The organism is Kitasatospora sp. NPDC059160, from assembly GCF_042755465.1.
Lineage (GTDB): Bacteria > Actinomycetota > Actinomycetes > Streptomycetales > Streptomycetaceae > Kitasatospora.
In genome coordinates this window covers 1-24761 of the sequence record NZ_JBHZCN010000033.1, presented here as the reverse complement: position 1 = coordinate 24761, position 24761 = coordinate 1, and the positions used below count along the sequence as shown (strand labels likewise).

Genomic DNA, 24761 nt, shown 5'->3' with positions numbered 1-24761 from the left:
GGACGTTCGAGGCGTCGAGGAGGAGCACGGAGATGGCGTACTACCGGCAGCTGGGCAGCATCCCGCCCAAGCGGCACACCCAGCACCGCACACCCGAAGGCGGGCTGTACTACGAGGAGTTGATGGGCGAGGAGGGCTTCTCCTCCGACTCCTCGCTGCTCTACCACCGGGGCATCCCCTCGGCGGTGGTCGACGCGGTGCCGTGGGAGCTGCCCGACCAGTCCACGGTGCCCAACCATCCCCTGCTCCCCCGCCACCTCAAGCTGCACGAGCTGTTCGCGGACCAGGAGTGGAAGTCCGCGGACGTCGTCGGAAGCCGCCGGCTCGTCCTCGGCAACGGCGACGTGCGGATCTCGTACGTCGCCGCCGGGGCCCCGAGCGAGCTGTACCGCAACGGGCTCGGCGACGAGTGCGTGTACGTGGAGTCCGGCGCGGGCACGGTCGAGACGGTCTTCGGCTCGATCGAGGTCGGCCAGGGCGACTACGTGATCATCCCGCGCGCCACCACCCACCGCTGGGTGCCGACCGGGGACGAACCGCTGCGCGCCTACTGCATCGAGGCCAACAGCCACATCACCCCGGTCAAGCGCTACCTCTCCAAGTACGGGCAGCTGCTGGAGCACGCGCCGTACTGCGAGCGGGACTTCCGCGGGCCGGTCGGGCCGCTGGTGGTCGACGCCGACGGCGACGTCGACGTGCTGGTCAAGCACCGCGGCCCGAACGGGGTCGCGGGCACCCGCTACACCGTGCCGCACCACCCCTTCGACGTGGTCGGCTGGGACGGCTGCCTGTACCCGTACGCCTTCAACATCCGGGACTTCGAGCCGATCACCGGGCGGATCCACCAGCCGCCGCCGGCCCACCAGGTGTTCGAGGGCAACAACTTCGTGATCTGCAACTTCGTTCCCCGCAAGGTGGACTACCACCCGCTGTCGATCCCGGTGCCCTACTACCACGCCAACGTGGACAGCGACGAGGTGATGTTCTACTGCGGCGGCGACTACGCGGCCCGCAAGGGCTCCGGCATCGCCCAGGGCTCGATCTCGCTGCACCCGGGCGGGCACACCCACGGGCCGCAGCCGGGCGCCTACGAGCGCAGCATCGGCGCGGAGTTCTTCGACGAACTGGCCGTCATGGTGGACACCTTCCGCCCGCTGGAGCTCGGCGAGGGCGGGCGGGCGAGCGAGGACGCCAACTACGCCTGGACCTGGGCGGGTCGGGGGCCCGCGCGATGAGCGCCGACGGCTCGCCGGCACAGGCTTCGCCGGTCCCGGAGCTGTTCCGCGGCCTCTTCGACGACGCGGCGGTGTTCCCCCCGGGGAACCTGCCGGTCGTCGAGGCGGTGCCCGCGCACCGCGTCCACCGCACGGCCTGGTACGCCGACGCGGTCGGCCCGTTCCTGTGCGGGGCGGGCCGGTTGGGCGAACTGGCCACGGCGGTGGCGGGCACCGGGCCGCTCAGGGTCGGGCTCGTGCTGCCGGGGGGCAGCGCCGAGCTCGGGCCGGCGCTCACCGCCGCCGCACCGTTCGAGCTCGCGGGCGTCGAACTCGCCACCCGGGACGTGCGGGAGGCCGTGGCCGAACTGGACCGGCTGCTGCCGCCGGACGTGCCGGCCGCCGTCGAGCTGCCGCGCGAACTCCTGCGCGGGGACGGCCTGGAGGAGACCCTGGACGCCCTGGTCGACAGCGCCTACCGGGCGAAGTTCCGCACCGGCGGGGTCGTCGCGGCGGCCTTCCCGGACGAGGACGAACTGGCCGCCTTCCTCACCGGCTGCGCGCAGCGCGGCCTGCCGTACAAGTGCACGGCCGGACTGCACAACGCCGTCCGGCACACCGACCCGGTGACCGGCTTCGAGCACCACGGCTTCCTCAACGTGCTGCTGGCCGCCCAGGAGACCGACCGCGCGGCAGCCGCCGCGGTCCTGGCCGAACGCGACGGCGAGGTACTGGCCAAGGCCGTCCACGCCCTCACCGGGCACCAGGTTACGGTGATCCGCAACTCGTTCACCGCGTTCGGCACCTGCAGCGTCGCCGAACCCCTGGACGACCTGGCCGCGCTCGGCCTGCTGTCGCCCAGTCCACTCCTCCAGGAGGACCGTTGAGCACCCCCCGCAGCTGGCTGGCCAGCGCCCAGGACTCGCCGTTCGGCGTGCACAACCTGCCGTACGGCGTCTTCACCGCGGCCGACCGGCCCGGGCGGCGCCGGATCGGCGTGCGCGTCGGGGACTTCGTGCTGGACGCCGGGGCCGCCGCCCGAGCGGCCGGGGCGCCGTCCGTCCTGCTGGACGCGGACTCGCTCAACCCGCTGATGGCGGCCGGTCGTTCGGCGTGGACGCAGGTGCGCGCCGACCTCACCACCTGGCTCACCGACGAGACGTTCCGGGAGGCGCTGCCGCCGGCGCTGCTGCCGGCCGACGAGGTCGAACTGCACCTGCCGTTCGAGGTCGCGGACTACGTCGACTTCTACGCCTCCGAGCACCACGCCACCAACCTGGGCCGGATCTTCCGCCCGGGCTCGGAGCCGCTCACGCCCAACTGGAAGCACCTGCCCATCGGTTACCACGGGCGAGCGGGCACGGTCGTGGTCTCCGGCACGCCGGTGGTGCGCCCGCACGGGCAGCGCAAGGCGCCCGCCGACACCGCGCCGAGCTTCGGGCCGACCCGGCGGCTGGACATCGAGGCCGAGGTCGGCTTCGTCGTCGGCACGCCGTCCGAGCTGGGCCGACCGGTCGTGCTGGACGACTTCCGCGAGCACGTCTTCGGCGTCTGCCTGCTCAACGACTGGTCGGCGCGCGACATCCAGGCCTGGGAGTACGTGCCGCTCGGCCCCTTCCTGGGCAAGTCCTTCGCGACCTCGATCTCGCCGTGGATCGTGCCACTGGACGCCCTCCAGCACGCCCGGGTCACGCCGCCGGAGCGCGACGTCGAGCCGCTGGCGTACCTGGACGACCGCGGCGGCGAGCCGTGGGGCCTGGACCTGGCCATGGAGGTCCGGCTGAACGGGCACCTGGTGTCGCGGCCGCCGTTCGCCTCCATGTACTGGACGGCGCAGCAGCAGCTGACCCACATGACCGTCAACGGCGCCTCGCTGCGCACCGGCGACCTGTTCGCCTCGGGGACGGTCAGCGGGCCGGAGCGGGACACCCGCGGCGCGCTGATCGAGCTGACCTGGAACGGCGAGGAGCCGCTCAAGCTGCCGGACGGCACCACCCGGACCTTCCTGGAGGACGGCGACGAGGTCGTCATCACGGCGACGGCCCCGGGGCCGGACGGCGTGCCGGTCGGCTTCGGCGAGGTCTCTGGGCGGGTGCGGGGCTGACGGCTCGGCGGCTCGACGGCTGACAGATGACAAGTAACAGATAACAGACGACGGACAACAGCTGACAGATTTCATCATCTGAAATCTGTCAGCTGTTCGTTGTTCGCCCGCCCCACCCCCGCCCCGCCTGTGCCCGCCCCCGCCTACAGCCCGGCGCCGCCCGTGGCGTCGACGACCCGCCCGGTGACCCAGCGCGCATCGTCCGAGGCCAGGAAGGCGACGATGTCCGCGATGTCCTCCGGCTGCCCGACCCGGCCGAGCGCGGCGAGCGAGGCCGCGTGCGCCTCCGCCTGCGGGTTGCCGCGCAGCCAACCCGCGTTGACGTCGGTGTCCACCACGCCGGGCGCGACCGAGTTCGCCGTGATCCCGCGCGGGCCCAGCTGCTTGGCCAGGTTGAGCGTGAAGGTGTCGAGCGCGCCCTTGGTCGCGCCGTAGGCGATGATCTCCGGCATCGCCAGCCGGGCGGCCCCGCTGGAGACGTTGATGATCCGGCCGCCGTCCCGCATCCGCTCCAGCCCGTGCCGCACCACGAAGAACGGCGCCCGGACGTTCACCGCGAACACCTCGTCGAAGCCCTCCTCGGTCAGTGTCGCGAGGTCCGAACTGCGTCCGATCCCGGCGTTGTTGACGATGATGTCGACCCCGCCGCCGGGCGCGTGCGCCCCGACCTCCGCATCGAAGGCCGCCCAGAGCGCGGCCGCGTCCCCGTGCCGCCCCAGTTCGGCGCGCAGCGCGAAGGCCCGCCCGCCGTCGGCCCGGATCCCGTCGACCACCTCCCGTGCCGCCGCGTCGTCCCGGGCGTAGCCGACGGCGACGACGGCACCGTCCCGTCCGAGCCGGCGGGCGATCGCCCGGCCGATCCCCCTGCTGCCGCCGGTGACCAGCGCCACCTTGCCCTCGAGTCCGTACGCACCCATGACCGAGCCCTCCTGCTGCGTCCACATTTCTTGAGCGATCACTCAAAAAGGAACCTAGCACACACTTCTTGAGCGACTGCTCTAAAATTCGATCCATGACCGAGGCAGCGACACCCGACAGCGCACCGGCGGCCGGCCCGGCCCCCCGCCCCCGACGCGGACGGCCACCCGCCTTCGACCGGGACGAGGCCCTGTCCGCCGCGACCCGGCTGTTCTGGGAACGCGGCTACGAGGCCACCTCCGTCACCGACCTGACCACCGCCATGGGCATCCGCCCCGGCAGCCTCTACGCCGCCTTCGGCGACAAGCGCTCGCTCTTCGAGGAGGTCGTCCGCCGGTACGGGCACTCCCCGGTCGGCGCGTTCGTCGGCGTCGCGCTGGCCGAGGAGACCGGCGCCCGGGCCGCCTTCGCCCGGATCCTGCGCGAGGCCGCCGCGATCTACCCGGACCCGTCCCACCCCGCCGGCTGCCTGGTGATCAGCGCCGCCACCAACGTCACCCCGCAGGACGCCGGAGTCCAGACCCTCCTGCGCGACCTGCGCAACCGGAACCGGCAGGTCTTCGAGGACCGGCTGCTCGCCGCCCGGCAGGACGGCGAACTGCCGCCCGGGACCGACCCGAAGGCGCTGGCCGGGTATCTCGCCACGGTCATCCAGGGGATGTCCCAGCAGGCCCGCGACGGCGCCACCGCCGAGGAGCTCGGCCGAGTCGCCGAACTCGCCCTGCGCGCCTGGCCGTAGCCACCACCTGCCGCGGCCGCCCGCCACGAGCGCCCGCCACGACCTCGGCCACAACCGTCACCCCGGCCGCCCCTGCCGCCCCACCCGGGGGGCCGCAGGCCCGGGCGGCCTCGTGATCACAACGGCCCCACCGCCCCGGTACGGTGGACCGCGGCAGGCCAGATCACCGAGGGGACGGGAGCGGTTCCGATGAGCGCAGGGGCGGCAGAGACGGCAGCGGTCCAGGAGGTCCAGGCCGTCCTGGACGGCGACGGCGGCCTCGGGCGGATCGTGCTCAACCGTCCGCGGGCCCTCAACTCCCTGACCCACGGCATGATCACCGCCATCCGGGCGACGCTGGACGACTGGGCCGCCGACGACCGGGTGCGCGCCGTCGTCCTGACCGGCGCCGGCGAGCGCGGCCTGTGCGCGGGGGCGGACCTGCGCGCGATGCACGCCGACGTCACGGCCGGCGGGGCCGGCACCCGCGCCTTCTTCCGCGACGAGTACCGGGTGAACGCGCTGATCGCCCGCTACCCGAAGCCCTTCGTCGCGGTCATGGACGGCATCACCATGGGCGGCGGCATCGGCCTGTCCGCCCACGCCGCGGTGCGGATCGTCACCGAGCGCTCCGTGATCGCGATGCCCGAGACCCGGATCGGGCTCACCCCGGACGTCGGCGGCAGCCTCCTGCTCGCCCGTGCCCCGGGCGAGTTCGGCACCCACCTCGGGCTCACCTCGGCCTCGATCGGCCCCGCCGACGCGCTGCTGTGCGGTTTCGCGGACCACTTCGTCCCGTCCTCCCGCCTGCCCGAGCTGCTCGACGCCCTCGCCGGTGGCGCCGATCCGGCCGCGACCGTCGCCGCCCACGCCGAGCCCGCGCCGACCGCCGGAACCACCGGAGCCGGCGAAGCCACCGGGACCACTGGGACCACCGGCCCCGCCGGATTGGCCGCTCAGCAGGAGTGGATCGACGCCTGCTACGCGGCCGACACCGTCGAGGAGATCGTCCGGCTCCTGCTCGACTCCGGCGTGCCGGAGGCGAAGGAGGCCGCCGAGCTGCTGCTCGGAAACTCCCCCACCGCCGTCAAGGTCACCCTGGCCGCACTGCGCCGCGCCCGTACGCTGCCCTCGCTGGAGGCCGCGCTCGACCAGGAGTACCGCATCTCCTGCGCCGCGCTCGACCGGCCGGACCTCGCCGAGGGCATCCGCGCCCAGGTGATCGACAAGGACCGCGATCCGCAGTGGTCGCCGCGCACGCTCGCCGAGGTGACGGAGGCCGAGGTCGCGAGCTTCCTCGCCCCGCGCGAGGGCGACGAGTTGGGCCTCGCCTGACCCGCCCGCCCCTCACCGGAACACCCACCCCGCCGGAAAGCCCACCCCGCCGGAACACCTTCCCCGCCGGAACACCTGCTCCCCGGAACGCCTGGAGAACGCCATGACCCATCCGCTGCCGACGCGGGCGGCCACGCCGACGCCGGACGGGGGCGCCGACCCGCTGTCCCGGGTCCCGCTCGGCGAGCAGGTGCGCGGGCTGCTGCTGGAGGGCCTGCTCGGCGGTCGCTGGCAGCCCGGTGACCGGATCGTCGAACGGCGCCTGGCCGCCGAGTTGAACGTCAGCCAGGCGCCGGTGCGCGAGGCGCTGCGCTCGCTGCAGACCCTCGGGCTGCTCGACGCGGAGCCCAATCGGGGCGTCCGGGTGCGCGAGATCGGCCCGGCGGAACTGCGCGAGGTCTACCTGGTACGGGCGGCACTGGAACGCCCGGCCGCCGAGGCCGCGGTCGTCCGGCTGGCCGGTGACACCACCGCACTGGAGCGGCACGCCGAACGGATGGCGAGCGCCGCGGCGGCCGGTGACACCCTCGGGCAGGCCCGGCACGGGGTGGCCTTCCACCGCGAGATCGTCGCCGCCTCGGGCAACGGGACGCTGCTGCGGACCTGGGAGGGCCTGGGCGTGGAGGTCTGGACGGTGCTGTCGCTGCACCGGGTCCGGCCCGAGCTGCACGAGAACGCCGCCGACCACCTCCCGCTGATCGAGGCCTTCCGGCGGCAGGACCCGGAGGTCGGGCGGCTGCTCGCGGAGCACGTCCTGGAGTACGCCGACCGCTCCCACTGAGCACCGGCTTCGACGCCCCCGCTCGGCATCTCCTCACTCTCTCATTGTTCGTACAGGGATGATCGATCATCGAGCAGACCACTCGCCGGTAGCGGTTGACGCACCGTCCCGCCAGTCCCTACCGTCCACAGTGAGTTCCATTAGGAGAAACACTATTCCGCATCACGGAATAAGTGCCCTGAGGCAACCGGTAAAGGGGAACCACCCGTGTCCCAGCTCGACCAGCTTCACGACCAGGACCCCGAGGAGCTCGCGGAGTGGCGCGACTCGCTCGACGCCGCCCGCGACTTCGGCGGGCCCCACCGCGCCGCCCACCTGCTGCGCCGCCTCGTCGAACACGCCCAACTGCGCCGCCTCGACGTCCCCCCGCTCCTGGACACTCCGTACGTCAACACCATCCCCACCGCCGCCGAACCCGAGTTCCCCGGCGACGAGGAGATGGAGCGGCGGATCACCGCCTGGAACCGCTGGAACGCCGCCGCCATGGTGACCAGGGGCAACCACCGCGGCGGCCTCGGCGGGCACATGGCCACCTACGCCTCGGCCGCCTGGCTGTACGAGGTCGGCTTCCAGCACTTCTTCCGGGGCAAGGAGGCCGACGGCTCCGGCGACCAGCTGTACGTCCAGGGCCACGCCACCCCGGGCGTGTACGCCCGCGCCTTCCTGGAGGGCCGGCTCACGGAGGCCCAGCTGGACCGCTTCCGCCAGGAGACCGGCGGCGACGGACTGCCCTCCTACCCGCACCCGCGCCGACTGCCCTGGTTCTGGGAGTTCCCCACCGTCTCGATGGGGCTCGGACCGCTCTCCGCGATCCACCAGGCCCGTTTCAACCGGTACTTGACCGCGCGCGGGATCAAGGACACCTCCGGCTCGCACGTGTGGGCCTTCCTCGGCGACGGCGAGATGGACGAGCCGGAGTCCACCGCCGCCCTCGCCCTGGCGGCACGCGAGGGCCTGGACAACCTCACCTTCGTGGTCAACTGCAACCTCCAGCGCCTGGACGGTCCGGTCCGCGGCAACGGGAAGATCGTGCAGGAGCTGGAGCGCCAGTTCCGCGCGGCCGGGTGGAACGTGGTCAAGTCGCTGTGGGGCGAGGCCTGGGACGAGCTGCTGGCCCGCGACACCGGCGGCGCCCTGGTCCGCCGGCTGGGCGAGGTACCGGACGGGCAGTTCCAGACCTACGCCGCCTCCGACGCCCGCTACATCCGCGCGCACCTCTTCCACGCCGACCCCCGACTGCGCGCCCTCGCCGACTCCTTGGAGGACCGACGGCTCGCCGAGATCGTCGCCACCTCCCGCGGCGGCCACGAGCCCCGCAAGGTGTACGCCGCCTACCGGGCCGCCCTGGAGCACCGGGGCGCCCCCACCGTGGTGCTGGTGCAGACCGTCAAGGGCTGGACCCTCGGCCCCGGCTTCGAGGCCCGCAACGCCAACCACCAGATGAAGAAGCTCTCCGGGGCGCAGTTCCGCGCCATGCGCGACCTGCTCGAACTCCCCATCCCCGACAGCGCCCTGGACGCCGAGCTGGTCCCGTACGCGCACCCGGGCCCGGACTCGCCCGAGGTCCGCTACCTGCGTGAACGGCGCGCCGCGCTCGGGGGCCCCGCCCCGGCCCGCCGGGTGCGCTTCACCCCGCTGCCCGAACTGCCCGCCAAGCCCTTCGAGACACTGTTCAAGGGCTCCGGCACGCAGGAGATCGCCACCACCATGGCCTTCGTCCGGCTGGTCAAGGACCTCGTCCGGGACAGGGCCACCGGCCACCGCTGGGTGCCGATCGTCCCGGACGAGGCGCGCACCTTCGGCATGGAGTCGCTTTTCCCGACCGCCGGGATCTACTCCCCGCTCGGCCAGACCTACGACCCCGTCGACCGCGACCAACTCCTCCACTACAAGGAGTCGGTGAGCGGCCAGATCCTCAACGAGGGCATCACCGAGGCCGGTTCGATGGCCTCGCTGACCGCCGCCGCGACCTCGTACGCCACCCACGGCGAGCCGGTCGTGCCGTTCTAATCCTGATCGGCGCCACCGCCGGGCGCACCACCATGACCGGCGAAGGCCTGCAACACGCCGACGGCCACTCCCCGTTGATCGCCTCCACCAACCCGGCCGCACTCTCCTACGACCCGGCCTTCGGCTACGAGGTCGCCGTGATCGTCCGCGAGGGACTGCGCCGGATGTACGGCCGTAGCGAGCAACACCCGGACGGCGAGGACGTGTTCTACTACCTGACCGTCTACAACGAGCCACTGCCCCAGCCCGCGCTCCCGGACGGCCCGGCGGCCGCGAACGGAGTGGCCGGGGAGGGAGTGGTCGACGGCATCCTGCGCGGGCTCTACCGGTACCGCGCGGCCGACGCCGACCACCTGCCCACCGACGCACCGACGCTCCAACTCCTCGCCTCCGGCACCGCCGTGCACTGGGCACTCGCCGCACAGCGGCTGCTCGGCGAGGAGTGGGGCGTGGCGGCCGACGTCTGGTCCGCACCGTCCTGGACCGAGCTGCGCCGGGAGGCGCTCGACTGCGACGCCGCCAACCTGGCCCGGGCCGCGGCCGGCACCGGCGCGGCGGACCGCGTCCCGTACGTCACCCGGGCGCTGGCCGGGGCACCCGGCCCGGTGCTGGCGGTCAGCGACTGGATGCGCGCGGTGCCGGACCAGATCCGCCCCTGGGTCGAGCAGGACTGGACCTCCCTGGGCACCGACGGCTTCGGCCTCTCGGACAGCCGGGCGGCCACCCGGCGGCACTTCGGGGTGGACGCCGAGTCGGTCACGGTCGCCGCGCTGGCCGCACTGGCCCGCCGGGGCGGGGTCAAGGCCGAGACCGTACGGCAGGCCGCGGAACGGTACGGCGTCCGGTTCTGAACCCCCCGCCGCGCTGGTGACCGGCGTCTCGCATGCCGGGACTGGCGCGCGACGGGGCGCGTCGTAGATCGTTGGGTGGTCAGGGCGCGCCCCTAGGGCGGCGAGCAGTGGAATGGCCGAGCAGCGGATGGGAAGTGCGGCGATGACCGAGAGCGGGACCGAGACCTACGAGACGATCCTGGTCGAGCGCAAGGGCCGGGTCGGGCTGATCACGCTCAACCGGCCGAAGGCGCTGAACGCGCTGAACACCCAGCTGATGAACGAGGTCGTGGCGGCGGCCACCGCGTTCGACCGGGACCCGGAGATCGGCTGTCTGGTGATCACCGGCTCGGAGAAGGCCTTCGCGGCCGGCGCCGACATCAAGGAGATGCAGGGCAACCGGTTCCCGGACGTCTACCTCGACGACTGGCTGGGCCCGTGGGACCGCTTCGGCGCGCTGCGCAAGCCCGTCGTCGCGGCGGTCGCCGGGTTCGCGCTGGGCGGCGGCTGCGAGCTGGCGATGATGTGCGACATCCTGCTGGCTGCGGACACCGCGAAGTTCGGGCAGCCGGAGATCAAGCTCGGCGTCCTCCCGGGCATCGGCGGCTCGCAGCGCCTCACCCGCGCCATCGGCAAGGCCAAGGCGATGGACCTGTGCCTCACCGGCCGGATGATGGGCGCCGAGGAGGCCGAGCGGGCCGGCCTGGTCGCCCGGATCGTCCCGGCCGACCAGCTGCTCACCGAGGCGCTGGCCACCGCCGAGACCGTCGCGGCGATGTCCAGCCCGGCCGCGGTCATGCTCAAGGAGAGCGTCAACCGCTCCTTCGAGACGACGCTCGCCGAGGGCGTCCGCTTCGAACGCCGGCTGTTCCACTCGGTGTTCGCCACGGCGGACCAGAAGGAGGGCATGGCCGCCTTCGCCGAGAAGCGGGCGCCGAAGTTCGAGCACCGCTGACGACCGACAGGCGGTCGACGACCGGCCACGGGTGACCGGTGGCGGGTGGCGGCGAACAGATAACAGACAACAGATGACAGCGAACAGATTTCATCATCTGAAATCTGTTCGCTGTCATCTGTTTGTTGTCAGTTGTTCGCCGTCAGCCCTCCTCCACCAGCACCGTGTTCAGCCGCGCCAGCCCACTGCGGGTGGCGGCGACCACGATGCGGTCGCCCGGGGTCAGTCGCCGGGTGCGGTCGGCGAAGCCCCAGTGCAGCTGGTTGCTGCGGGCGAAGCGGACCGCGATGACCCGGACGCCGCCCGGGTCCTCCAGGTCGTGCCGGTTCAGGCCGATCAGTCCGCTGCCGTCCTCCACCGTCAGCTCGGCGATCAGCAGCGCGTGCCGGAAGACCGAGAGCGTCCCGCGCACCTCACTGCCCATCAGCGCGGCGGCGAAGGCGGGCGCCGCCAGGTAGGAGACCGAACGGGAGGCCGCGTTGTCCAGCGTCTTGTAGAAGTGGCCGGCGAAGTTGTCGTCGAAGAGCCGGACCACCACCCGGACCTCGGGATTGCCGTGGCGCGCCTCCAACGCCGCCTCCAGGTTGGTGGCGTCGTCCCCGCTGACCGCGACCACCGCCCGGCTGTGCTTCAACCGGGCCCGGCGCAGCTGCTCCTCGAACGGCCCGTCGCCCAGGACGACCGGGATGCCGAGCGCCCGGGCGGCGGCGATGCCGCGGGCCTGCGGGTCGCGCTCCATGCAGACCACCGGCACCCCCATCTCGTGCAGCTGGGTCGCGACCCGGGTGCCGACGTTGCCGAGCCCGACGACGATCACGTGGTCCCGGGTGCCGGCGCTCGGGTTGCGCGGAAGTCCGCGCCGTCCGGAGCCGAGCACCTCGACGACGATGGCGGTGGCGACCGGTGCGAAGGTGATCCCGCAGAGGGTGATCACCACCTGGGCGACCCGCTGCCAGGCCCCGCCCGTACCCGTCCCGGCGGCGATGTCGACCTGCTGGTCGGGCTGGGCGGCGCCGGCCAGGTCGAGCAGGGAGATGTAGACCGTCCAGCCGAAGTCCCGGCTGAGGTACCAGAGCACGCTGAACGCCAGCAGCACGGCGGCGAGCGCGGTGAGCAGCACCAGCCGCATCCGGGCGCTGGTGAAGAAGCGCATGGTGTCGAGCACCCGCCAGCGCAGCCGCCGCGCCCAGGTGATCGGCTCCCCGGGCTCCATCCGCAGCGCCTGGAGGGCGGCGATCCCACCCGGCGACTCCTCGGGCTCGGGCTGAGGCTCAAGGCCAGGCCCCGGCTCGGGCTCCGGCTCGGGCTCCGACTCAAGGCCAGGCCCCGGCACAGGCTCGGGCACCGGCTCGGGCTCAGGCCCCTGCGCCGCCTCGCGGCGGACCCCGCCGGGCCGGACCGGCCCGTCGCCGCCGAACTCGGAGGCGAGCCGGACGAACTCGGCCGAGTCGCCCTCCTGTTCCGGCAGCAGGCGGATCCTGCTGAGGTCCTGCCGGTCGATCTGGTCGGCGACCACGCAGATCCGGTCCGGGGTGATGGCGTCGTCGAACGCGATGTGCAGGTAACGGCCGCCGATCTCGACCGAGTTGGGCCGGCCGAGCGCCGCCGCGGCGAAGGCCGGGGCGGCGGTGGCGGAGCCGGAGAGCGCGGCGCCGTTCCTGAGCAGCCGTTCGATGTTCTCGCCGAGGCGCTGGTTGAACATCCGGAAGACGATCCGGATGTTCGGGTTGTGGCCCTGGGCGCTGAGCGCGGCGTGGATGTTCTCCTGGTCGCTCCCCTCGACCAGGGCCAGGCCGCGGGCGGTGTCGACGGAGACCGCGCGCAGTGCCTCCTCGGTGATGTTCGGGTATTCGACGACGGCGGCGACGCCGGTGATCTCTTCGATCCGCGGTGCGTGGTCCCGGGTGCGGTCGGTGACCAGGACGACGACCGGGACTTCGTAGTGCTCGACGAGTTCCAGGACCAGCCGGTGCGCCAGGGCATTGCCCCCGCACACGATGTAGTGCTGGCTGATCGGCTCGACCGGAGGGGTCCCCCACCCTTCAGAAGTCATACCGACGGATGGTATCGACGGCAGGTGACCGGAGGGTGTCAATCCGGAGACCGAGGGGGATCACTCGAACGGATGTACCTGACGGGCGGTCCGGTGACGGTGCGCGGAGGCTGGGGTTCGTTCTCCGCCCCCGACCACGAGGAGTACGCCGCCGTGGCCCCTCCCATCATCACCCCCGACGGAACCCCGGTCCAGGGCCCGCTCGGCCTGCTCGCCAAGGCCGCCTGGCAGGTGCTGCTGGCCGCGGGAGTGGCCTCGCTCGCGCTGGGGATCGTCGTCTTCGCCTGGCCACGGGAGACGCTGCTGGTGGTGGGCGTGCTGTTCGGCCTCTACCTGCTGGTCATCGGCGTCGTCCAGCTGGTCGCCGCGTTCGGCACCCACGCCACCACCGCCCTGCGGGTGCTGGCCTTCATCAGCGGCGCGATCTGCGTGCTGCTCGGGCTGCTCTGCTTCCGCAGCGCGGTCCAGTCGCTGCTGCTGCTCGCCCTCTGGATCGGGATCGGCTGGCTGTTCCGCGGCATCACCCAGCTCGCCGCCGCGATCTCCGACCCGTTGATGCCCGCCCGCGGCTGGCAGGCCTTCGCGGGCGCGGCCAACACCCTGGCCGGCGTGCTGCTGATGGTCTGGCCGGTCGGCTCGATCGCCGCGCTGACCGTGCTGGCCGGGTGCTGGCTGGTGATCCTGGGCCTGGTCGAGATCGCGACCGCCGTCCAGGTGCGCGGTCGGGCCAAGCGGATCCCCTCCGGGGTCTGACCCACCGCCACCGCGGGGAGGCCGCGGCCTTACGGTCGGCGCGCGTAGCCGAGGCGGAAGGTGGCGGCCTCCAGCCGTTCCGGGGTGAGCCGCACGTCGGTGAGCCGCTCGGCGAGCGCGAACGCGGCCTCGGTGTGCAGCGCGCCGCGCTCCCCGTCCAGCCGGAAGCCGCAGGCCGTGAGCAGTTCGGGGATGCCCGGGGCGTCGGCGTCGGCGCCGTGCCGCTGGTCCGCGAAGAGCGGCTCGAACTGCAGGCGGCAGGCGGCGCGTTCCCACCAGTTGAAGTGGTCCACCGCGTTGGCGTTGCGGAAGTGCGAGACCAGCCGGGTGCCCTCGGTGAGCCGGGAGATGACCTCGGGCAGGCTGCCGAGGTATCCGTACGGTTCGATCGCGAGGGCCCAGCCGTCGAGCTCGGTGACGGCGACGAGCAGCCGGTCCTCGTCCAGGTCGAAGAGTTCCTCGGCTTCCGCGTCCTCGCCGTCGTCGAAGGTCTCCCAGGCGGCGACGACCGCGTTCAGCCCGGTCACCTCCCGGCCGATCAGGGCGTCGAAGCGGGGCAGCAGTTCCTCACCGGTCACCGCCTGGACGTGGGTGAGGCAGTAGGCCTCGCCCAGGACGGGGTAGCGCTGGTCGAACCAGGTGAAGTCGGTGGCGTGCGGGGCGGTCATGCGGTGATGCTGTCAGACCTCACCGACACCGCCCACCCCGCCCCCGCCCCGCCCCCGTCCACGCCCCGGCCCCGCCCATGCCCCGGCCCGACCCCGCTCAGCGCCAGACCGGCGCGTCCGTCCCCCAGCGCCCGGGCGGGCGGGCCCAGTCCGTGGGGGCGCCGGCGTAGCCGATCGGCGGCAGGGCGTACCGCAGCCGCCCGTACGCCGAGTCGGTCTCGGTGAGCCAGCGCGCCGGGTCGTACGGCTCGGTGCCCGGCAGCCCCGGTCTGGCCGGGCCGCCCTGGTCAACCGGTTCGGCCGGCCCGGCCGGGATGCCGTGCATCAGCCAGGAGGCCGAGCCGACGAAGGAGAAGCGCAGGTGGCGGCCGCCGGGGCGGTGGGTGCGCTGCTCGGTGAGGGCGCGCAGGACGGCGGCGGCGAGGAGGTAGCCGGTGCCGTGGTCGAGTGCCTGGGCGGGCAGCACCCCGGGCCGGCCGTCGGGCCCTGCCTCGTGGGCGGCGATCCCGACACCGGCCTGGACCAGGCTGTCGAAGCCGCGGCGTCCGGCCCACGGGCCGGTCCAGCCCCAGGCGCTGATCCGGGCGAGGACCAGGTCGGGCCGACGGGCGAACAGCGCCTCGGGGGCGAGGCCGTGGGCGTCGAGGGAGCCGGGCCGGTAGGCGTTGACGACGACGTCGGCGGTGTCGAGCAGGCCCTCGAAGGTGGCGCGGTCGGCCGGGTCGGCGAGGTCGAGGCGGGTGGAGCGCTTGCCGAAGCCGGTGTCGGTGTGGGCGTCCTCGGCCTCGGGCAGCCGGGGCGAGTCGATCCGCAGCACGTCGGCGCCGAGCAGGGCGAGGGTGCGGGTGGCGACCGGTCCGGAGATCACCCGGCTGAGGTCGAGGACGCGGATCCCGGCGGCGGGGCGGTCCACCGGGGCCGCGGCGAGCGGGCGCACGGGCGCGGCGCCGATCTCCCGGCACTCCACCAGGGGGTGCGCGGCCGTGCTCACCGGCGCGACCGCCACGGCGAGCGCCCCGGCCGCGTACGCGCGCTCCTGCACCTGCTCGCCGGGCAGTTTGCCGAGCGCCTCGGCGAGTTGCTCGGGCCCGGCGCCGGGGGCGAGTCCGAGGACGGCGAGCAGCCGGTCCCGGTGGTGCGGGTAGTTGGCGTGGGTGCGGATCCAGCCGTCGGCGGTGCGCCAGAAGCCGGAGAGCGGGGCGAAGCCGACCGGCTTGCGGCCGTCGATCTCCAGGTGGCGCTCACTGACGAAGGAGGTGGCGACCGCCCCCTCGTCCACCCGGACCGCGGGGACGGGCCCGCCGCTGCGGAGCGCGGCGAGTTCGGCGGCGGCCAGCGAGCAGGCGGCCACCGTGGCCCGGGCGAACCGGCTCACCGGCAGGCCCGAGGGCAGGCCGCCCTGCGGGCCGTGGAAGGCCACCCGGTCGAGGAGCCCGGCCGACCCGCCGAGGGCGGCCCAGACCTCCGCGGTGGGACGGTCGGCGGCGGGGCCGCCCGCGGACCGGGACTCGGGCCAGGGCTCGGGCCGGGGCTCGGGCCGGGCCCCGGGTGCAGACGCGGACTCAAGCGCGGACTCGGGCGGTGTCGGACGATCGGTCATGCCGCGCATTGTGCTCCGCATCCGGACCGCCCGCCGTGACGCACGCCACCGCGCCTGCCGACCGCCCGCGCCGCCCACGCCGCCCACGCCGCCCCGCATTCCTGCCCGCCGGAGCAGCCCTGACGGACGAGCAGCCGAAGTCCGGCCGGCGGCTTCCGGACGCCGGGTAGGGTGCGAACGGCGGCCGCCACGGCCGGCACACGGGGGCTGAGCGAAAAGGGGGACGCATGCACACGATCCGCCGTCTGGACCTGGGCCACATAGTCCGGCCGGCCGCCGAGGTGGGCGGCCCCGAACCGCGGGTGGAGCCGGTGCTCGCGTACCTCGTCCGCGGCCCGGGGTCGCTGCTGCTGTTCGACACCGGGATCGGCGCGGGCTCGCCGGAGACCGAGGCGCACTACCGCCCGTCCCGCCGTCCGCTGCCGGAGGCGCTCGCGGCCGCCGGCGTCGCGGTCTCGGACATCGACCTGGTGGTCAACTGCCACCTGCACTTCGACCACTGCGGCGGCAATCCGCTGTTCGCCGGGACACCGGTCCTCGTCCAGGCCGAGGAACTGGCCACCGCCCGGCGCGGCGGCTACACCATCGACGCCCTGGTCGACTTCCCCGGCGCCGTCCACCAGGAGCTCGACGGGGAGACCGAACTCTGGCCCGGCGTCCGGGTGCTGCCCACGCCCGGCCACACCGCCGGGCACCAGTCGCTGCTGGTCGAGCGCATGGACGGTTCCAGGGTGCTGCTGGCCGGGCAGGCGTACGACTTCGCCTCCGAGTACGGACAGGCGGTGCTGGCCCGGCAGGCCGCGCGCGACGGGGTGGCGGCGCCGCTGCCCGGCTACCGGGCCTGGCTGGACCGGGTCGCGGAGCACCGGCCGTGCCACGCGATGTTCGCGCACGACCACGCGGTGTGGGAGCTGTCGGTCTAGCCGACGCCGAGCCGTGCGGGTCCGGCCGAGCCGTGCGGGTCCGGAAGCCGCGCGGTGCGGGTTCAGAAGGTGAAGCCCAGCGAGCGGACCCGGTGGTCGAAGCTGGACGGGACGAGCACCGGTTCGCCGACCGACCGCGCCCCGGGCAGCCGGGTGAACAGCTCGCGGAACAGCGCCGTCATCTCCTGCCGGGCCAGGTGCGCGCCCAGGCAGTAGTGCGGCCCGCCGCCGCCGTACCCGAGGTGGGGGTTGGGGGTGCGGGTGATGTCGAAGGCCTCCGGATCGGGGAAGACCGCCTCGTCCCGGTTCGCCGAGCCGTAGTACAGCGTGACCTTCTCCCCCGCCCGCAGCAGCGGGCCGCCGGGGCCGCCGAGCTCGTGGTCGACGGCGACGGTCCGGCGGAACTGGACGATCGGGGTGGCGTGGCGGACCATCTCGTCCACCGCCCCGGGGAGCCGGCCGTCCAGGTCGGCGAGCAGCAGCGCGCGCTGTTCGGGGTGGACGGTCAGCAGGTGCAGCCCGTGGGCGAGCGCGTTGCGGGTGGTCTCGACCCCGGCGACCAGCAGCAGCGAGAAGAAGGCGCCCAGCTCGCGGCCGGTGAGCCGGCGGCCGTCCACGTCGGCGGCGACCAGCGCGGAGATCAGGTCCTCGGCGGGACGGCGTCGGCGCTCGCGGCCGACCGCGGCCACGATGCCCTGCATCCGGGCGAGCGCCGCCAGGCCTCGCCCGGGCACCCGGAGCCGTCGGCGCAGCGGCCGGGCCACGCCGACGTCCGCGGAGTTGCGGTCGACCAGGTCGAGGATGGTGCGCCGGGGCTGTTCGGGGATGCCCATCATGGTGCAGATCACCTGGAACGGGAGCTGGGCGGCCACCGGGCGGACGAAGTCCTCGGGCCGGTCGCGCTCGACCGCGTCGACCAGGGCGGTGCAGACGTGCCGGATGTCCTCCTCGACCCGGCCGAGCAGCCGCGGGGTGAAGGCCCGGGAGACGATCCGGCGCAGCTGGGCGTGCCGGGGGTCGTCGAGGTTGACCATCGAGTCGCCGAACAGCAGCCGGACCCAGCGGGCCGGTTCGGGGGTGGTCACCCCGGGGGCGGAGCGGAAGACGGCGGGGTTGCGGCTCGCCTCGACCACGTCGGCGTGCCGGACCAGGGCGTGGAAGCCCCGGCCGGTGGCGCGGTCGCCGAAGTAGACGGGGGCGGGGCGGCGGCGGAGCTCGGCGAAGGCGGCGGCGCGGGCGGGGGCGGGTAGCTGCCAGAAGCGGGGGTCGGTGAGGTCGGGGGTGCCTGCCGCCGGGGCGGAGACCTCCGTCGGGGTGTCCATGGCCGTGCCTCCTGCTTCCGGTCGGGTTCGCGCCGACTCGTGCCGGTTCGGTCAGGGTTCGTTCCGGCGCACACGTTCCGTGCCGGAGTGTGCACATTTAGTGAGTGGAGGGTGCGCGTGTCAAGCCGGTTGGACCGTGGTGCGGGGTGGTGTTAGAGGCCGGTGGCCGGTCGACCCGACGGGCCGGGCATGGTCTCACGGGCCGGAACCGGCCATCACCGGAGGGTGCGGCACGGGCGGGGCGTGGCGGGTGCGACGATGAGTGCCATCGTGATGACCGACCGGATCCGCCTGCTGCGCGCCGCGGTCTTCGCCGCGCTGTGCGTGGCGATGGCCGCCGCGGCGCACGTCGCCATGGCCGGGGCCGGGGTCTCGGCTCCGGTCCTGCTCGGCGCGTTCGGGGCGGTCCTCGGACTGACCTGGCTGCTGGCCGGGAAGCGGCGCGGGCTCGGGGTCATCAGCGCCTGGATGGTCTCGGCGCAGGCCGCCCTGCACCTGCTCTTCGAACACGCCGCGACGCTCGGCCGCGGGGGCGGGGGCCTGGGCCGGCTCGCCGCCACGGACTGGGCCGCCCTGCTGCTCTGCAACCCGGACCGGACGGCCGGCGGGCTCTCGCCCGCCGAGCTGGCCCGGATGGCGGGCATCGACCCGGACGTCCCCCCGGCCGCGGGCAGCCTGCGGCCGATGGCGGGCATGCACCACGGAGCGACGGCGGGGACCGGGGTCGCTCCCGGGAGCGGGGGCGGGGGCGGGATGGCCGACGGGGCGTCCATGGACATGGGCATGTCCGGGATGCCGGACATGCCGGGGATGTCTCACGCACTGCCGACGGGCCCGGCCCACGGGACGTCCCACGGGATGAGTCACGGGATGGGCCACGACATGGCGCACGGCATGTCGCCCGGGATGGCACTCGCCCACGTCCTGGCGGCGCTGGCCTGCGCACTGCTGCTCTGGCGCGGTGACGCCGCGCTGGTCCGGGTCTTCGAGCTGCTCGCCGCCCTCGGGGCGGTCGTCGCCGGGGCGCTGCCGCTTCCGCTGCTGACGCTGTTCGCCCGCCCCTTCGGGTACCGGCCGCCGGTCGTCCCCCGGCCCGTCGAACGGCCGGACGGCCTGGCCCGGTCGGTACTGCTCACGCATGCCGTCGTCCGGCGCGGTCCACCGGCGTTCGCCCTCGCCTGCTGACGCGCCCGACGCGCTCCCCCATCCGGCCGATGACCGGTCGGTGACCGGCCCCGCTGCCGGAACTTCCGGGACCCCGCCGTCGGGCAGGTCGCCCTGCCGCTCCACCGCGCCCTTGCGCCGTCACGTCCCGTGTCGTCGCCTCCCGCGCCGTGGGTGCCGTCGGGGCCCGGGCCCGGATCCGCGACCGCCGACACCTCCGCGGGAGGTGCGCAGCGCCGCGCGGCCGGCCCATGGACGCCTGCGGTGCCGCTGTGCGCGGCGCCGCTCCCTGCCTTCCCCTCGGGACCTTCCCATGCCTCACTTCGACGGCGCACCGGTTCACACCGGCGCCACCGTCCTACCGTTCCGCGGCCTGCGGCGCCTCCGGCGCGGGGCCGACCGGGCCCTCCAGCCCCAGCCGGGCGGACAGCCCGGCCGCCCACTCGGGCGCCGGGCCGTCGTCGGCGGCCGCCCGCACCTGGGCGCGCAGTCGCTCGGCCCGGTCCAGCCAGTCGCGGCAGCCGGCGCAGCGCGCCAGGTGCTTGTCCAGCCGGGTGCCGGGCAGGCCGCTCGGTTCGCCGTCGAGCCGGGCGGACAGAGCGGTACGGAACTGCGCGCATCTCATATGACCATCGTCCCGCACGGCGGCCAGGGCGGTACCGGCCGGGGCAGCGCGGGCCAGGCCCACGCGGGCCGGGTCAATACAGGCCGGGCTCACGCGGGCCGGGGCAGCGCGGGCCGGATCGGGGGCCGCCGTGGATGACGACCAGCTCACCGCACTCGCGCTGACCGCCCGCTCGGGCCGGGCGGCGGACGTCGAGGCCTTCGTCCGGGCGACCCAGCGGGACGTCTGGCGCTTCGTCGCCCACCTGACCGACGTGCAGTCCGCCGACGACCTCGCCCAGGAGACCTTCCTACGGGCCCTGCGCGGCCTGCCCGCCTTCGCCGGTCGCTCCTCGGCCCGCACCTGGCTGCTGTCGATCGCCCGGCGCACGGTCATCGACCGGTACCGGATGGCCGCCGCCCGGCCGCGCTGCGCGGCGCTGCCGGACTGGCAGGAGGCGGCGGAACGGCAGGGCGGCACCCCGACGGCCGGGTTCGAGGACGGGATCGCCCTCGGGGACCTGCTCGAACGGGTACCCGCCCAGCGACGGGAGGCCTTCGTCCTGACCCAGGTGGTCGGCCTGAGCTACGCGGAGGCGGCCGAGGTCGCCGGCTGCCCGATCGGCACCGTCCGCTCCCGGGTCGCCCGGGCACGGGAGGAACTGGTCGCGCGCCTGCGGGCCGCCGAGGCCGGGGAACTCGCGGCGGCCTGCTGAAGGGCGGGCGCAGCCGACGGCTGACGGCTGACATCCAACAGTCGGCGGCCGACGGCCGACGGCGAACAGATGACAGCGAACAGCTAACGGATAACAGATGACGGATTTCGAACTCTGTCATCTGTTATCCGTCTGCTGTCGTCTGTTCGCCGCCGACGCCGCGACGGCCTCCGCCGAATAATCCCCCAAGTGTTCGGAACTGGAGCCCGCCCGCCTCCGACTGCTGTACCGGACGCCGCCGCCGAGGCGGTGCCGGTACGGCAGCGGGGAACGGAGGACCTTCATGCGAGCGCAACGCCCCTCGGCCACGAACGACCTGACGGACCATCAGGTCGAACCGGTGGACCGGTGGAGCCTGGTCGTGGCCGCAGGGATGCTCTCGTTCGTCGCGATGCTCGACATGAACGTGGTCAACCTGGCGCTCACCGACCTGGCCTCCGGCCTGCACGTCTCCGCCGGGGTCGCGCAGTGGGCCGCGCTCGGCTACCAACTCCCCCTGGTGGCGCTGCTGTTGCCGGCCGGGCGGTGGCTGGACCAGGTGGGCACCCGGTCCGCGCTCCTGCTCGCCGTCAGCTGCTTCGCGGCCTGCAGCGTGCTGGCCGCCCTTGCCCCGTGGGCGAGTTGGCTGATAGCCGCACGGCTGCTGCAAGGTGTCTTCGGGGCCGTCCTGTTCGTGCTGATGCCGGTCCTGGCCGCGACCTCCGTCCGGCCCGAGCTGCGCGGGCGGGCGATGAGCGTGCCCGCGACGCTGGGGCCGCTCGGGGCCGTCACCGGGCCGGTGGTCGGCGGCCTGCTGCTGGACCACTTCGGCTGGCGGGCGGTCTTCCTGGTGAAGCTGCCGGTCTGCTTGGCCGCCGTACTGATCGTGCACCGCCACGCCCCGCGGCGCGGTGGGCTCCGTCTGCCCGAGCGGGGCTCGCTCGGCGACGCCGCCCTGATCGGCGGAGCCGTGGCCGCCGTGCTGCTCGGGCTCACCCTGGCACCCACGGCCCCGGCGTGGCTGCTGCTCGCGCTGCCCGCCGTCCCCCTGGTGCTGCGGTGGCTGCGCCGCCCGGGCGGGCGGCCGGTCGCCGAGGTGCTGCGGGCCGCCCGGACGACCGGGGTGAACGCCTCGGTGCTCGCGCTCGCCGCCGGCTTCGCGGCCTGCCAGTACCTGCTGGTCCAGCAGTTGCGCGGCCCCCGGGGCGAGAGCGCCACCGCCACCGCGCTGACCATGCTGGCCTTCCCGCTCGGCATGGTGCTGGCCGGCCGGGTCGGCGGTCGGCTGGCCGACCACTGGGGCGCCCGGCCGACGGCGCTCACCGGCGCCGTCGTCACCACCTGCGGCCTGGCCTCGCTCATTCCGGTGGGCGGCGACTGGTCGGCCCTCGACATCGCCGTCCGGCTGGCCGTCGCGGGCGCCGGCATGGGCCTCAACGGCGGCCCGACCCAGGCCCTGGTGATGACCGCCGCCCCGCCCGGGAAGCTCGCCACCGCCGGCTCCGCCGTCCAACTCTCCCGCAGCCTGGGCTTCGCCCTCGGCCCGGCCCTGGCCACCGCCGCCGCCCTGGCGGGCGACCGCGCCACCACCGGCACCCACGCGGGCATCGCCCTGGCCACCGTGGCCGCCGCCACCGCCGTACCGCTGCTCGCCCTGCACGGCCGCCGCCCGCGCGCGTAGGGCCCCCGACACATCCGCCCCCTCGGAGGAAGCACACCCATGACCGACACCGCACCCATGCCCACCACGTCCGGAACCGGGGCGCAGGCCCCGGCCGAGGCCGAACCCCCGCGCTGCCCGTACGGGCACGACCGGCTCCCCAGTCCCGTCCCGCTGTACGGCGAGGCCTACAAGAGCGACCCGTACCCGCTCTACGCCCGGATGCGCGAGGCCGGGCCGGTGCACCGGGTGGAGTTCCCGAGCGGCATCCACGCCTGGCTGGTCACCGGCCACCAGGCCGCCCACGCGACCCTCAACGACCCCCGGCTCGGCAAGAACCACAGCCTGGGCAACGAGAACTGGCGCCGGCTGGCCTCGATCATGCCGGAGCCGCAGCACTCCCAGCTCCAGGTCCACCTGCTGCACCAGGACCCGCCCAAGCACACCGTGATGCGCCGCCTGGTGCTGGACGCCTTCGCCCCGCGCCGGGTGGAGTCGCTGCGCCCGCGGCTGCGGGAGCTCGCCGACTCGCTGGTGGACGACCTGCCCGCCACCGGCGGCGCCGACCTGGTGGCGGGCTTCGCGGCCCACTACCCCTTCCGGGTGCTGGCCGAAGTCATCGGCCTGCCCGCCGAGTTGGCCGAGCGCTTCGACCGCGACTGGGGCAAGGTGGTCCAGCCGGTCGGCCCGCAGGACCCTGGCCGACCGGCGTACGAGGCACGGCTGCGCGGGCTGCAGACGTACATCGCCGAAGTGGTCGCCCGCAAGCGCGCGGACTGCCGGGAGCCGGGCTGGACCGAGGCCGAGGACCTGCTGGGCCGGCTCGTCGCCGCCCACGACGCGGGCGAGTTGAGCCGCGAGGAGCTCGACTCGATCGTGTTCCAGCTGCTGGTCGCCGGCCAGGAGCCGGTCACCAACCAGATCACCACCATGCTGATCACCCTGCTGCGCCACCCCGAGCAGCTGGCCGCGCTGCGCGCCGGCCTCGACGAACCCGGCCGACTGGCCCGGGCGGTGGAGGAACTGCTGCGCCACGACGCCGCGTTCGAGCTCACCACCTGGCGCTTCTTCGCCGAGGACAGCGACCTGTTCGGCACCACCGTACCGGCCGGCGACTCGGTGATCGTCTCGCTCTGCGCCGCCAACCGGGACGACGCGCAGTTCCCGGAGGCCGACCGCCTCGACCTCGACCGCACGCCGAACGCCCACCTCGCCTTCGGCCACGGCATCCACTACTGCCCGGGCGCCGCCCTGGCCCGGGCCGAGCTCCAGATCGCCGTCCACGCCCTGGTCGGCCGACTGGACGGGCTGCGCCCGGCCGGTGCGCCCGGGGACGGCCTGGACGAACTCGCCTGGATCCCGGCCGTCCTGGCCCGCGGGGTGAACCGGCTGCCGGTCGCCTACGACCGGCGCCGCTGAGCCCCCCGCCCCTCGCCACACCCACCGACCAGCCCTACCCGCCGCCCCCGGAGGAGATCCATCATGCCGCCCGTCGGCACCGCCACCCTCGCCACCAGCGCCCCCGGTCAGCCGTCGACGGCGCAGCTCGCCGCCCGCGTCCTCGGCCTGCTGCTCCCGCACCGCCGCGCCTCCGACCCGGAGTTCGACGCCCGGCCCGAGCACTTCCCCTTCCAGCTGGCGCAGTTGGCGGACTTCATCGCGGCCGGTGAGCCGATCGTCCTCACCCTCCCGGGCTTCCCCTGCAAGTCGCCGAACCCGGCCAAGGTGCTCGGCCACCTGCCCGACGAGGGCGAGCGGCTGTCGCTGACCTTCCTGGACGGGCTCTGCCGGCGGATAGCCCGGATCCACCCGCCCGGCGCCCGGATCCTGATCTGCTCGGACGGCCACATCTTCGGCGACCTGATCGACGTCCCGGACCACCACATCGACGAGTACTCCGACGAGTTGACCGCGATGATCGAGCGCGAGGGCCTGCGCCACCTGGACACCTTCGACCTGCGGGCGGTGCTCGGCGACCTGCCGTACGACGAGAAGCGCGCCCGGGTGCACGCGCGGTACGCGCCGAGCGTCGAGGAGTTGCGCGAGCAGGTGCTGACCGAGCAGGAGACCCTGCGGCTCTACCGGGGCATCACCCGCTTCCTCACCGAGGACGCCGTGAACTTCCCCGGCACCAGGTCGGCCCTCCAGCGGGAGTGCCGCCGGCGCGCCTACGGGGTGATCCAACGCAGTCGCGCCTGGGGCGAGTTGATCGCCGAGCAGCATCCTCGGGCGGTGCGGCTGTCGATCCATCCACAGCCGGCCGGGGCGCCCAAGTTCGGCATCCGGCTGCTCGCCGCCGCCGACGCCTGGATGACGCCCTGGCACTCCGCGGCACTCCACCGGCCGGACGGCGGCTGGGAGTTGCTGCGCAACGAGGAGGCCGCGCGGCTCGGGCGGCCCGGGGGGGGCGCCGGCCGGGCGGGCCCCCCCCGGGGGGACCCCGCCCCGCCCCGGG

Annotated in this window: 20 protein-coding genes and 1 pseudogene; 15 read left to right on the top strand and 6 right to left on the bottom strand. The window is 74.4% G+C overall.

Annotated elements, in window-relative coordinates:
- Positions 1 to 32: 32 nt before the first annotated feature.
- The 3 genes from ACFXOZ_RS16330 to fahA are packed head-to-tail and all read left to right on the top strand — an operon-like array spanning position 33 to position 3318.
- Positions 33 to 1235: a homogentisate 1,2-dioxygenase gene (locus ACFXOZ_RS16330; protein ID WP_380520880.1), complete on the top strand. Its 1203-nt coding sequence runs from the start codon at positions 33 to 35 to the stop codon at positions 1233 to 1235.
- Positions 1232 to 2101 carry a hypothetical protein gene (locus tag ACFXOZ_RS16325; protein ID WP_380590926.1) on the top strand — a complete coding sequence of 290 codons (870 nt, stop codon included), beginning with the start codon at positions 1232 to 1234 and terminating at the stop codon, positions 2099 to 2101. Before ACFXOZ_RS16330 ends, ACFXOZ_RS16325 begins: the two co-directional genes overlap by 4 nt.
- On the top strand, positions 2098 to 3318 hold the full coding sequence (gene fahA, locus ACFXOZ_RS16320) for a fumarylacetoacetase (protein WP_380590923.1): 1221 nt from the start codon (positions 2098 to 2100) through the stop codon (positions 3316 to 3318). The genes ACFXOZ_RS16325 and fahA overlap by 4 nt, the downstream gene beginning before the upstream one ends.
- Before the next feature lie 143 nt (positions 3319 to 3461).
- Here the strand turns inward: fahA and ACFXOZ_RS16315 are convergent, their stop codons facing one another.
- A complete protein-coding gene (locus ACFXOZ_RS16315; RefSeq protein ID WP_380590921.1) occupies positions 3462 to 4235 on the bottom strand; it encodes an SDR family oxidoreductase in 774 nt (257 codons plus the stop codon).
- Between the two features lie 95 nt (positions 4236 to 4330).
- Here ACFXOZ_RS16315 and ACFXOZ_RS16310 point away from each other — a divergent pair, with 95 nt between their 5' ends.
- The 5 genes and pseudogenes from ACFXOZ_RS16310 (at position 4331) to ACFXOZ_RS16290 (ending at position 10865) form a co-directional block, all read left to right on the top strand.
- Positions 4331 to 4975, top strand: a complete 645-nt coding sequence (locus ACFXOZ_RS16310; protein WP_380520872.1) for a TetR/AcrR family transcriptional regulator — start codon at positions 4331 to 4333, stop codon at positions 4973 to 4975.
- Between the two features lie 189 nt (positions 4976 to 5164).
- Positions 5165 to 6289 carry an enoyl-CoA hydratase/isomerase family protein gene (locus ACFXOZ_RS16305; protein WP_380590918.1) on the top strand — a complete coding sequence of 375 codons (1125 nt, stop codon included), beginning with the start codon at positions 5165 to 5167 and terminating at the stop codon, positions 6287 to 6289.
- Positions 6290 to 6392: 103 nt separating this feature from the next.
- Positions 6393 to 7070, top strand: coding sequence for a GntR family transcriptional regulator (locus ACFXOZ_RS16300; RefSeq protein WP_375890726.1), 678 nt, complete (start codon positions 6393 to 6395; stop codon positions 7068 to 7070).
- Positions 7071 to 7277: 207 nt separating this feature from the next.
- Positions 7278 to 9931: pseudogene (locus ACFXOZ_RS16295) on the top strand (pyruvate dehydrogenase (acetyl-transferring), homodimeric type).
- A gap of 142 nt (positions 9932 to 10073) precedes the next feature.
- Complete coding sequence (locus ACFXOZ_RS16290; RefSeq protein ID WP_380590915.1) at positions 10074 to 10865, top strand: enoyl-CoA hydratase; 792 nt, start codon at positions 10074 to 10076, stop codon at positions 10863 to 10865.
- Between the two features lie 142 nt (positions 10866 to 11007).
- Here ACFXOZ_RS16290 and ACFXOZ_RS16285 read toward each other — a convergent pair whose 3' ends face one another.
- A complete protein-coding gene (locus ACFXOZ_RS16285; protein WP_380590912.1) occupies positions 11008 to 12918 on the bottom strand; it encodes an NAD-binding protein in 1911 nt (636 codons plus the stop codon).
- Between the two features lie 72 nt (positions 12919 to 12990).
- On the opposite strand from ACFXOZ_RS16285, the gene ACFXOZ_RS16280 reads away from it, so the two are divergent.
- Positions 12991 to 13671, top strand: a complete 681-nt coding sequence (locus tag ACFXOZ_RS16280; RefSeq protein WP_380520860.1) for an HdeD family acid-resistance protein — start codon at positions 12991 to 12993, stop codon at positions 13669 to 13671.
- A 29-nt stretch (positions 13672 to 13700) separates the two neighbouring features.
- Here the strand turns inward: ACFXOZ_RS16280 and ACFXOZ_RS16275 are convergent, their stop codons facing one another.
- Both ACFXOZ_RS16275 and ACFXOZ_RS16270 read right to left on the bottom strand, forming a co-directional pair.
- Positions 13701 to 14339: a DUF6461 domain-containing protein gene (locus ACFXOZ_RS16275; protein WP_380520858.1), complete on the bottom strand. Its 639-nt coding sequence runs from the start codon at positions 14337 to 14339 to the stop codon at positions 13701 to 13703.
- 97 nt (positions 14340 to 14436) lie between these two features.
- Positions 14437 to 15939 carry a CoA transferase gene (locus tag ACFXOZ_RS16270; RefSeq protein ID WP_380590909.1) on the bottom strand — a complete coding sequence of 501 codons (1503 nt, stop codon included), beginning with the start codon at positions 15937 to 15939 and terminating at the stop codon, positions 14437 to 14439.
- Between the two features lie 227 nt (positions 15940 to 16166).
- Here ACFXOZ_RS16270 and ACFXOZ_RS16265 point away from each other — a divergent pair, with 227 nt between their 5' ends.
- Positions 16167 to 16862, top strand: a complete 696-nt coding sequence (locus ACFXOZ_RS16265) for an N-acyl homoserine lactonase family protein (protein ID WP_375890739.1) — start codon at positions 16167 to 16169, stop codon at positions 16860 to 16862.
- A gap of 62 nt (positions 16863 to 16924) precedes the next feature.
- Here the strand turns inward: ACFXOZ_RS16265 and ACFXOZ_RS16260 are convergent, their stop codons facing one another.
- On the bottom strand, positions 16925 to 18184 hold the full coding sequence (locus tag ACFXOZ_RS16260) for a cytochrome P450 (protein ID WP_375890741.1): 1260 nt from the start codon (positions 18182 to 18184) through the stop codon (positions 16925 to 16927).
- A gap of 258 nt (positions 18185 to 18442) precedes the next feature.
- On the opposite strand from ACFXOZ_RS16260, the gene ACFXOZ_RS16255 reads away from it, so the two are divergent.
- Entirely contained in the window at positions 18443 to 19369 is a 927-nt protein-coding gene (locus ACFXOZ_RS16255; protein WP_380590905.1) for a hypothetical protein, read from the top strand.
- 337 nt (positions 19370 to 19706) lie between these two features.
- Here ACFXOZ_RS16255 and ACFXOZ_RS16250 read toward each other — a convergent pair whose 3' ends face one another.
- A complete protein-coding gene (locus tag ACFXOZ_RS16250; protein WP_380520848.1) occupies positions 19707 to 19973 on the bottom strand; it encodes a zf-HC2 domain-containing protein in 267 nt (88 codons plus the stop codon).
- Between the two features lie 130 nt (positions 19974 to 20103).
- Between ACFXOZ_RS16250 and ACFXOZ_RS16245 the strand changes: the two genes are divergently transcribed.
- From ACFXOZ_RS16245 to ACFXOZ_RS16230, 4 genes are all read left to right on the top strand, one after another.
- Positions 20104 to 20667, top strand: coding sequence for a sigma-70 family RNA polymerase sigma factor (locus tag ACFXOZ_RS16245; protein WP_380520846.1), 564 nt, complete (start codon positions 20104 to 20106; stop codon positions 20665 to 20667).
- Positions 20668 to 20950: 283 nt separating this feature from the next.
- Positions 20951 to 22327, top strand: a complete 1377-nt coding sequence (locus ACFXOZ_RS16240; protein WP_380590902.1) for an MFS transporter — start codon at positions 20951 to 20953, stop codon at positions 22325 to 22327.
- A 39-nt stretch (positions 22328 to 22366) separates the two neighbouring features.
- Complete coding sequence (locus ACFXOZ_RS16235; protein WP_380590899.1) at positions 22367 to 23725, top strand: cytochrome P450; 1359 nt, start codon at positions 22367 to 22369, stop codon at positions 23723 to 23725.
- A gap of 63 nt (positions 23726 to 23788) precedes the next feature.
- A partial coding sequence (locus ACFXOZ_RS16230) for an L-tyrosine/L-tryptophan isonitrile synthase family protein (protein ID WP_380590896.1) occupies positions 23789 to 24761 on the top strand: 973 nt, incomplete at its 3' end.

Coding starts and splice junctions, on each gene's coding strand:
- ACFXOZ_RS16330 (WP_380520880.1), top strand. CDS start 33: ATGGCGTACTACCGGCAGCTGGGCAGCATCCCGCCCAAGCGGCACACC.
- ACFXOZ_RS16325 (WP_380590926.1), top strand. CDS start 1,232: ATGAGCGCCGACGGCTCGCCGGCACAGGCTTCGCCGGTCCCGGAGCTG.
- ACFXOZ_RS16315 (WP_380590921.1), bottom strand. CDS start 4,235: ATGGGTGCGTACGGACTCGAGGGCAAGGTGGCGCTGGTCACCGGCGGC.
- ACFXOZ_RS16310 (WP_380520872.1), top strand. CDS start 4,331: ATGACCGAGGCAGCGACACCCGACAGCGCACCGGCGGCCGGCCCGGCC.
- ACFXOZ_RS16305 (WP_380590918.1), top strand. CDS start 5,165: ATGAGCGCAGGGGCGGCAGAGACGGCAGCGGTCCAGGAGGTCCAGGCC.
- ACFXOZ_RS16300 (WP_375890726.1), top strand. CDS start 6,393: ATGACCCATCCGCTGCCGACGCGGGCGGCCACGCCGACGCCGGACGGG.
- ACFXOZ_RS16290 (WP_380590915.1), top strand. CDS start 10,074: ATGACCGAGAGCGGGACCGAGACCTACGAGACGATCCTGGTCGAGCGC.
- ACFXOZ_RS16285 (WP_380590912.1), bottom strand. CDS start 12,918: ATGACTTCTGAAGGGTGGGGGACCCCTCCGGTCGAGCCGATCAGCCAG.
- ACFXOZ_RS16280 (WP_380520860.1), top strand. CDS start 12,991: ATGTACCTGACGGGCGGTCCGGTGACGGTGCGCGGAGGCTGGGGTTCG.
- ACFXOZ_RS16275 (WP_380520858.1), bottom strand. CDS start 14,339: ATGACCGCCCCGCACGCCACCGACTTCACCTGGTTCGACCAGCGCTAC.
- ACFXOZ_RS16270 (WP_380590909.1), bottom strand. CDS start 15,939: ATGACCGATCGTCCGACACCGCCCGAGTCCGCGCTTGAGTCCGCGTCT.
- ACFXOZ_RS16265 (WP_375890739.1), top strand. CDS start 16,167: ATGCACACGATCCGCCGTCTGGACCTGGGCCACATAGTCCGGCCGGCC.
- ACFXOZ_RS16260 (WP_375890741.1), bottom strand. CDS start 18,184: ATGGACACCCCGACGGAGGTCTCCGCCCCGGCGGCAGGCACCCCCGAC.
- ACFXOZ_RS16255 (WP_380590905.1), top strand. CDS start 18,443: ATGAGTGCCATCGTGATGACCGACCGGATCCGCCTGCTGCGCGCCGCG.
- ACFXOZ_RS16250 (WP_380520848.1), bottom strand. CDS start 19,973: ATGAGATGCGCGCAGTTCCGTACCGCTCTGTCCGCCCGGCTCGACGGC.
- ACFXOZ_RS16240 (WP_380590902.1), top strand. CDS start 20,951: ATGCGAGCGCAACGCCCCTCGGCCACGAACGACCTGACGGACCATCAG.
- ACFXOZ_RS16235 (WP_380590899.1), top strand. CDS start 22,367: ATGACCGACACCGCACCCATGCCCACCACGTCCGGAACCGGGGCGCAG.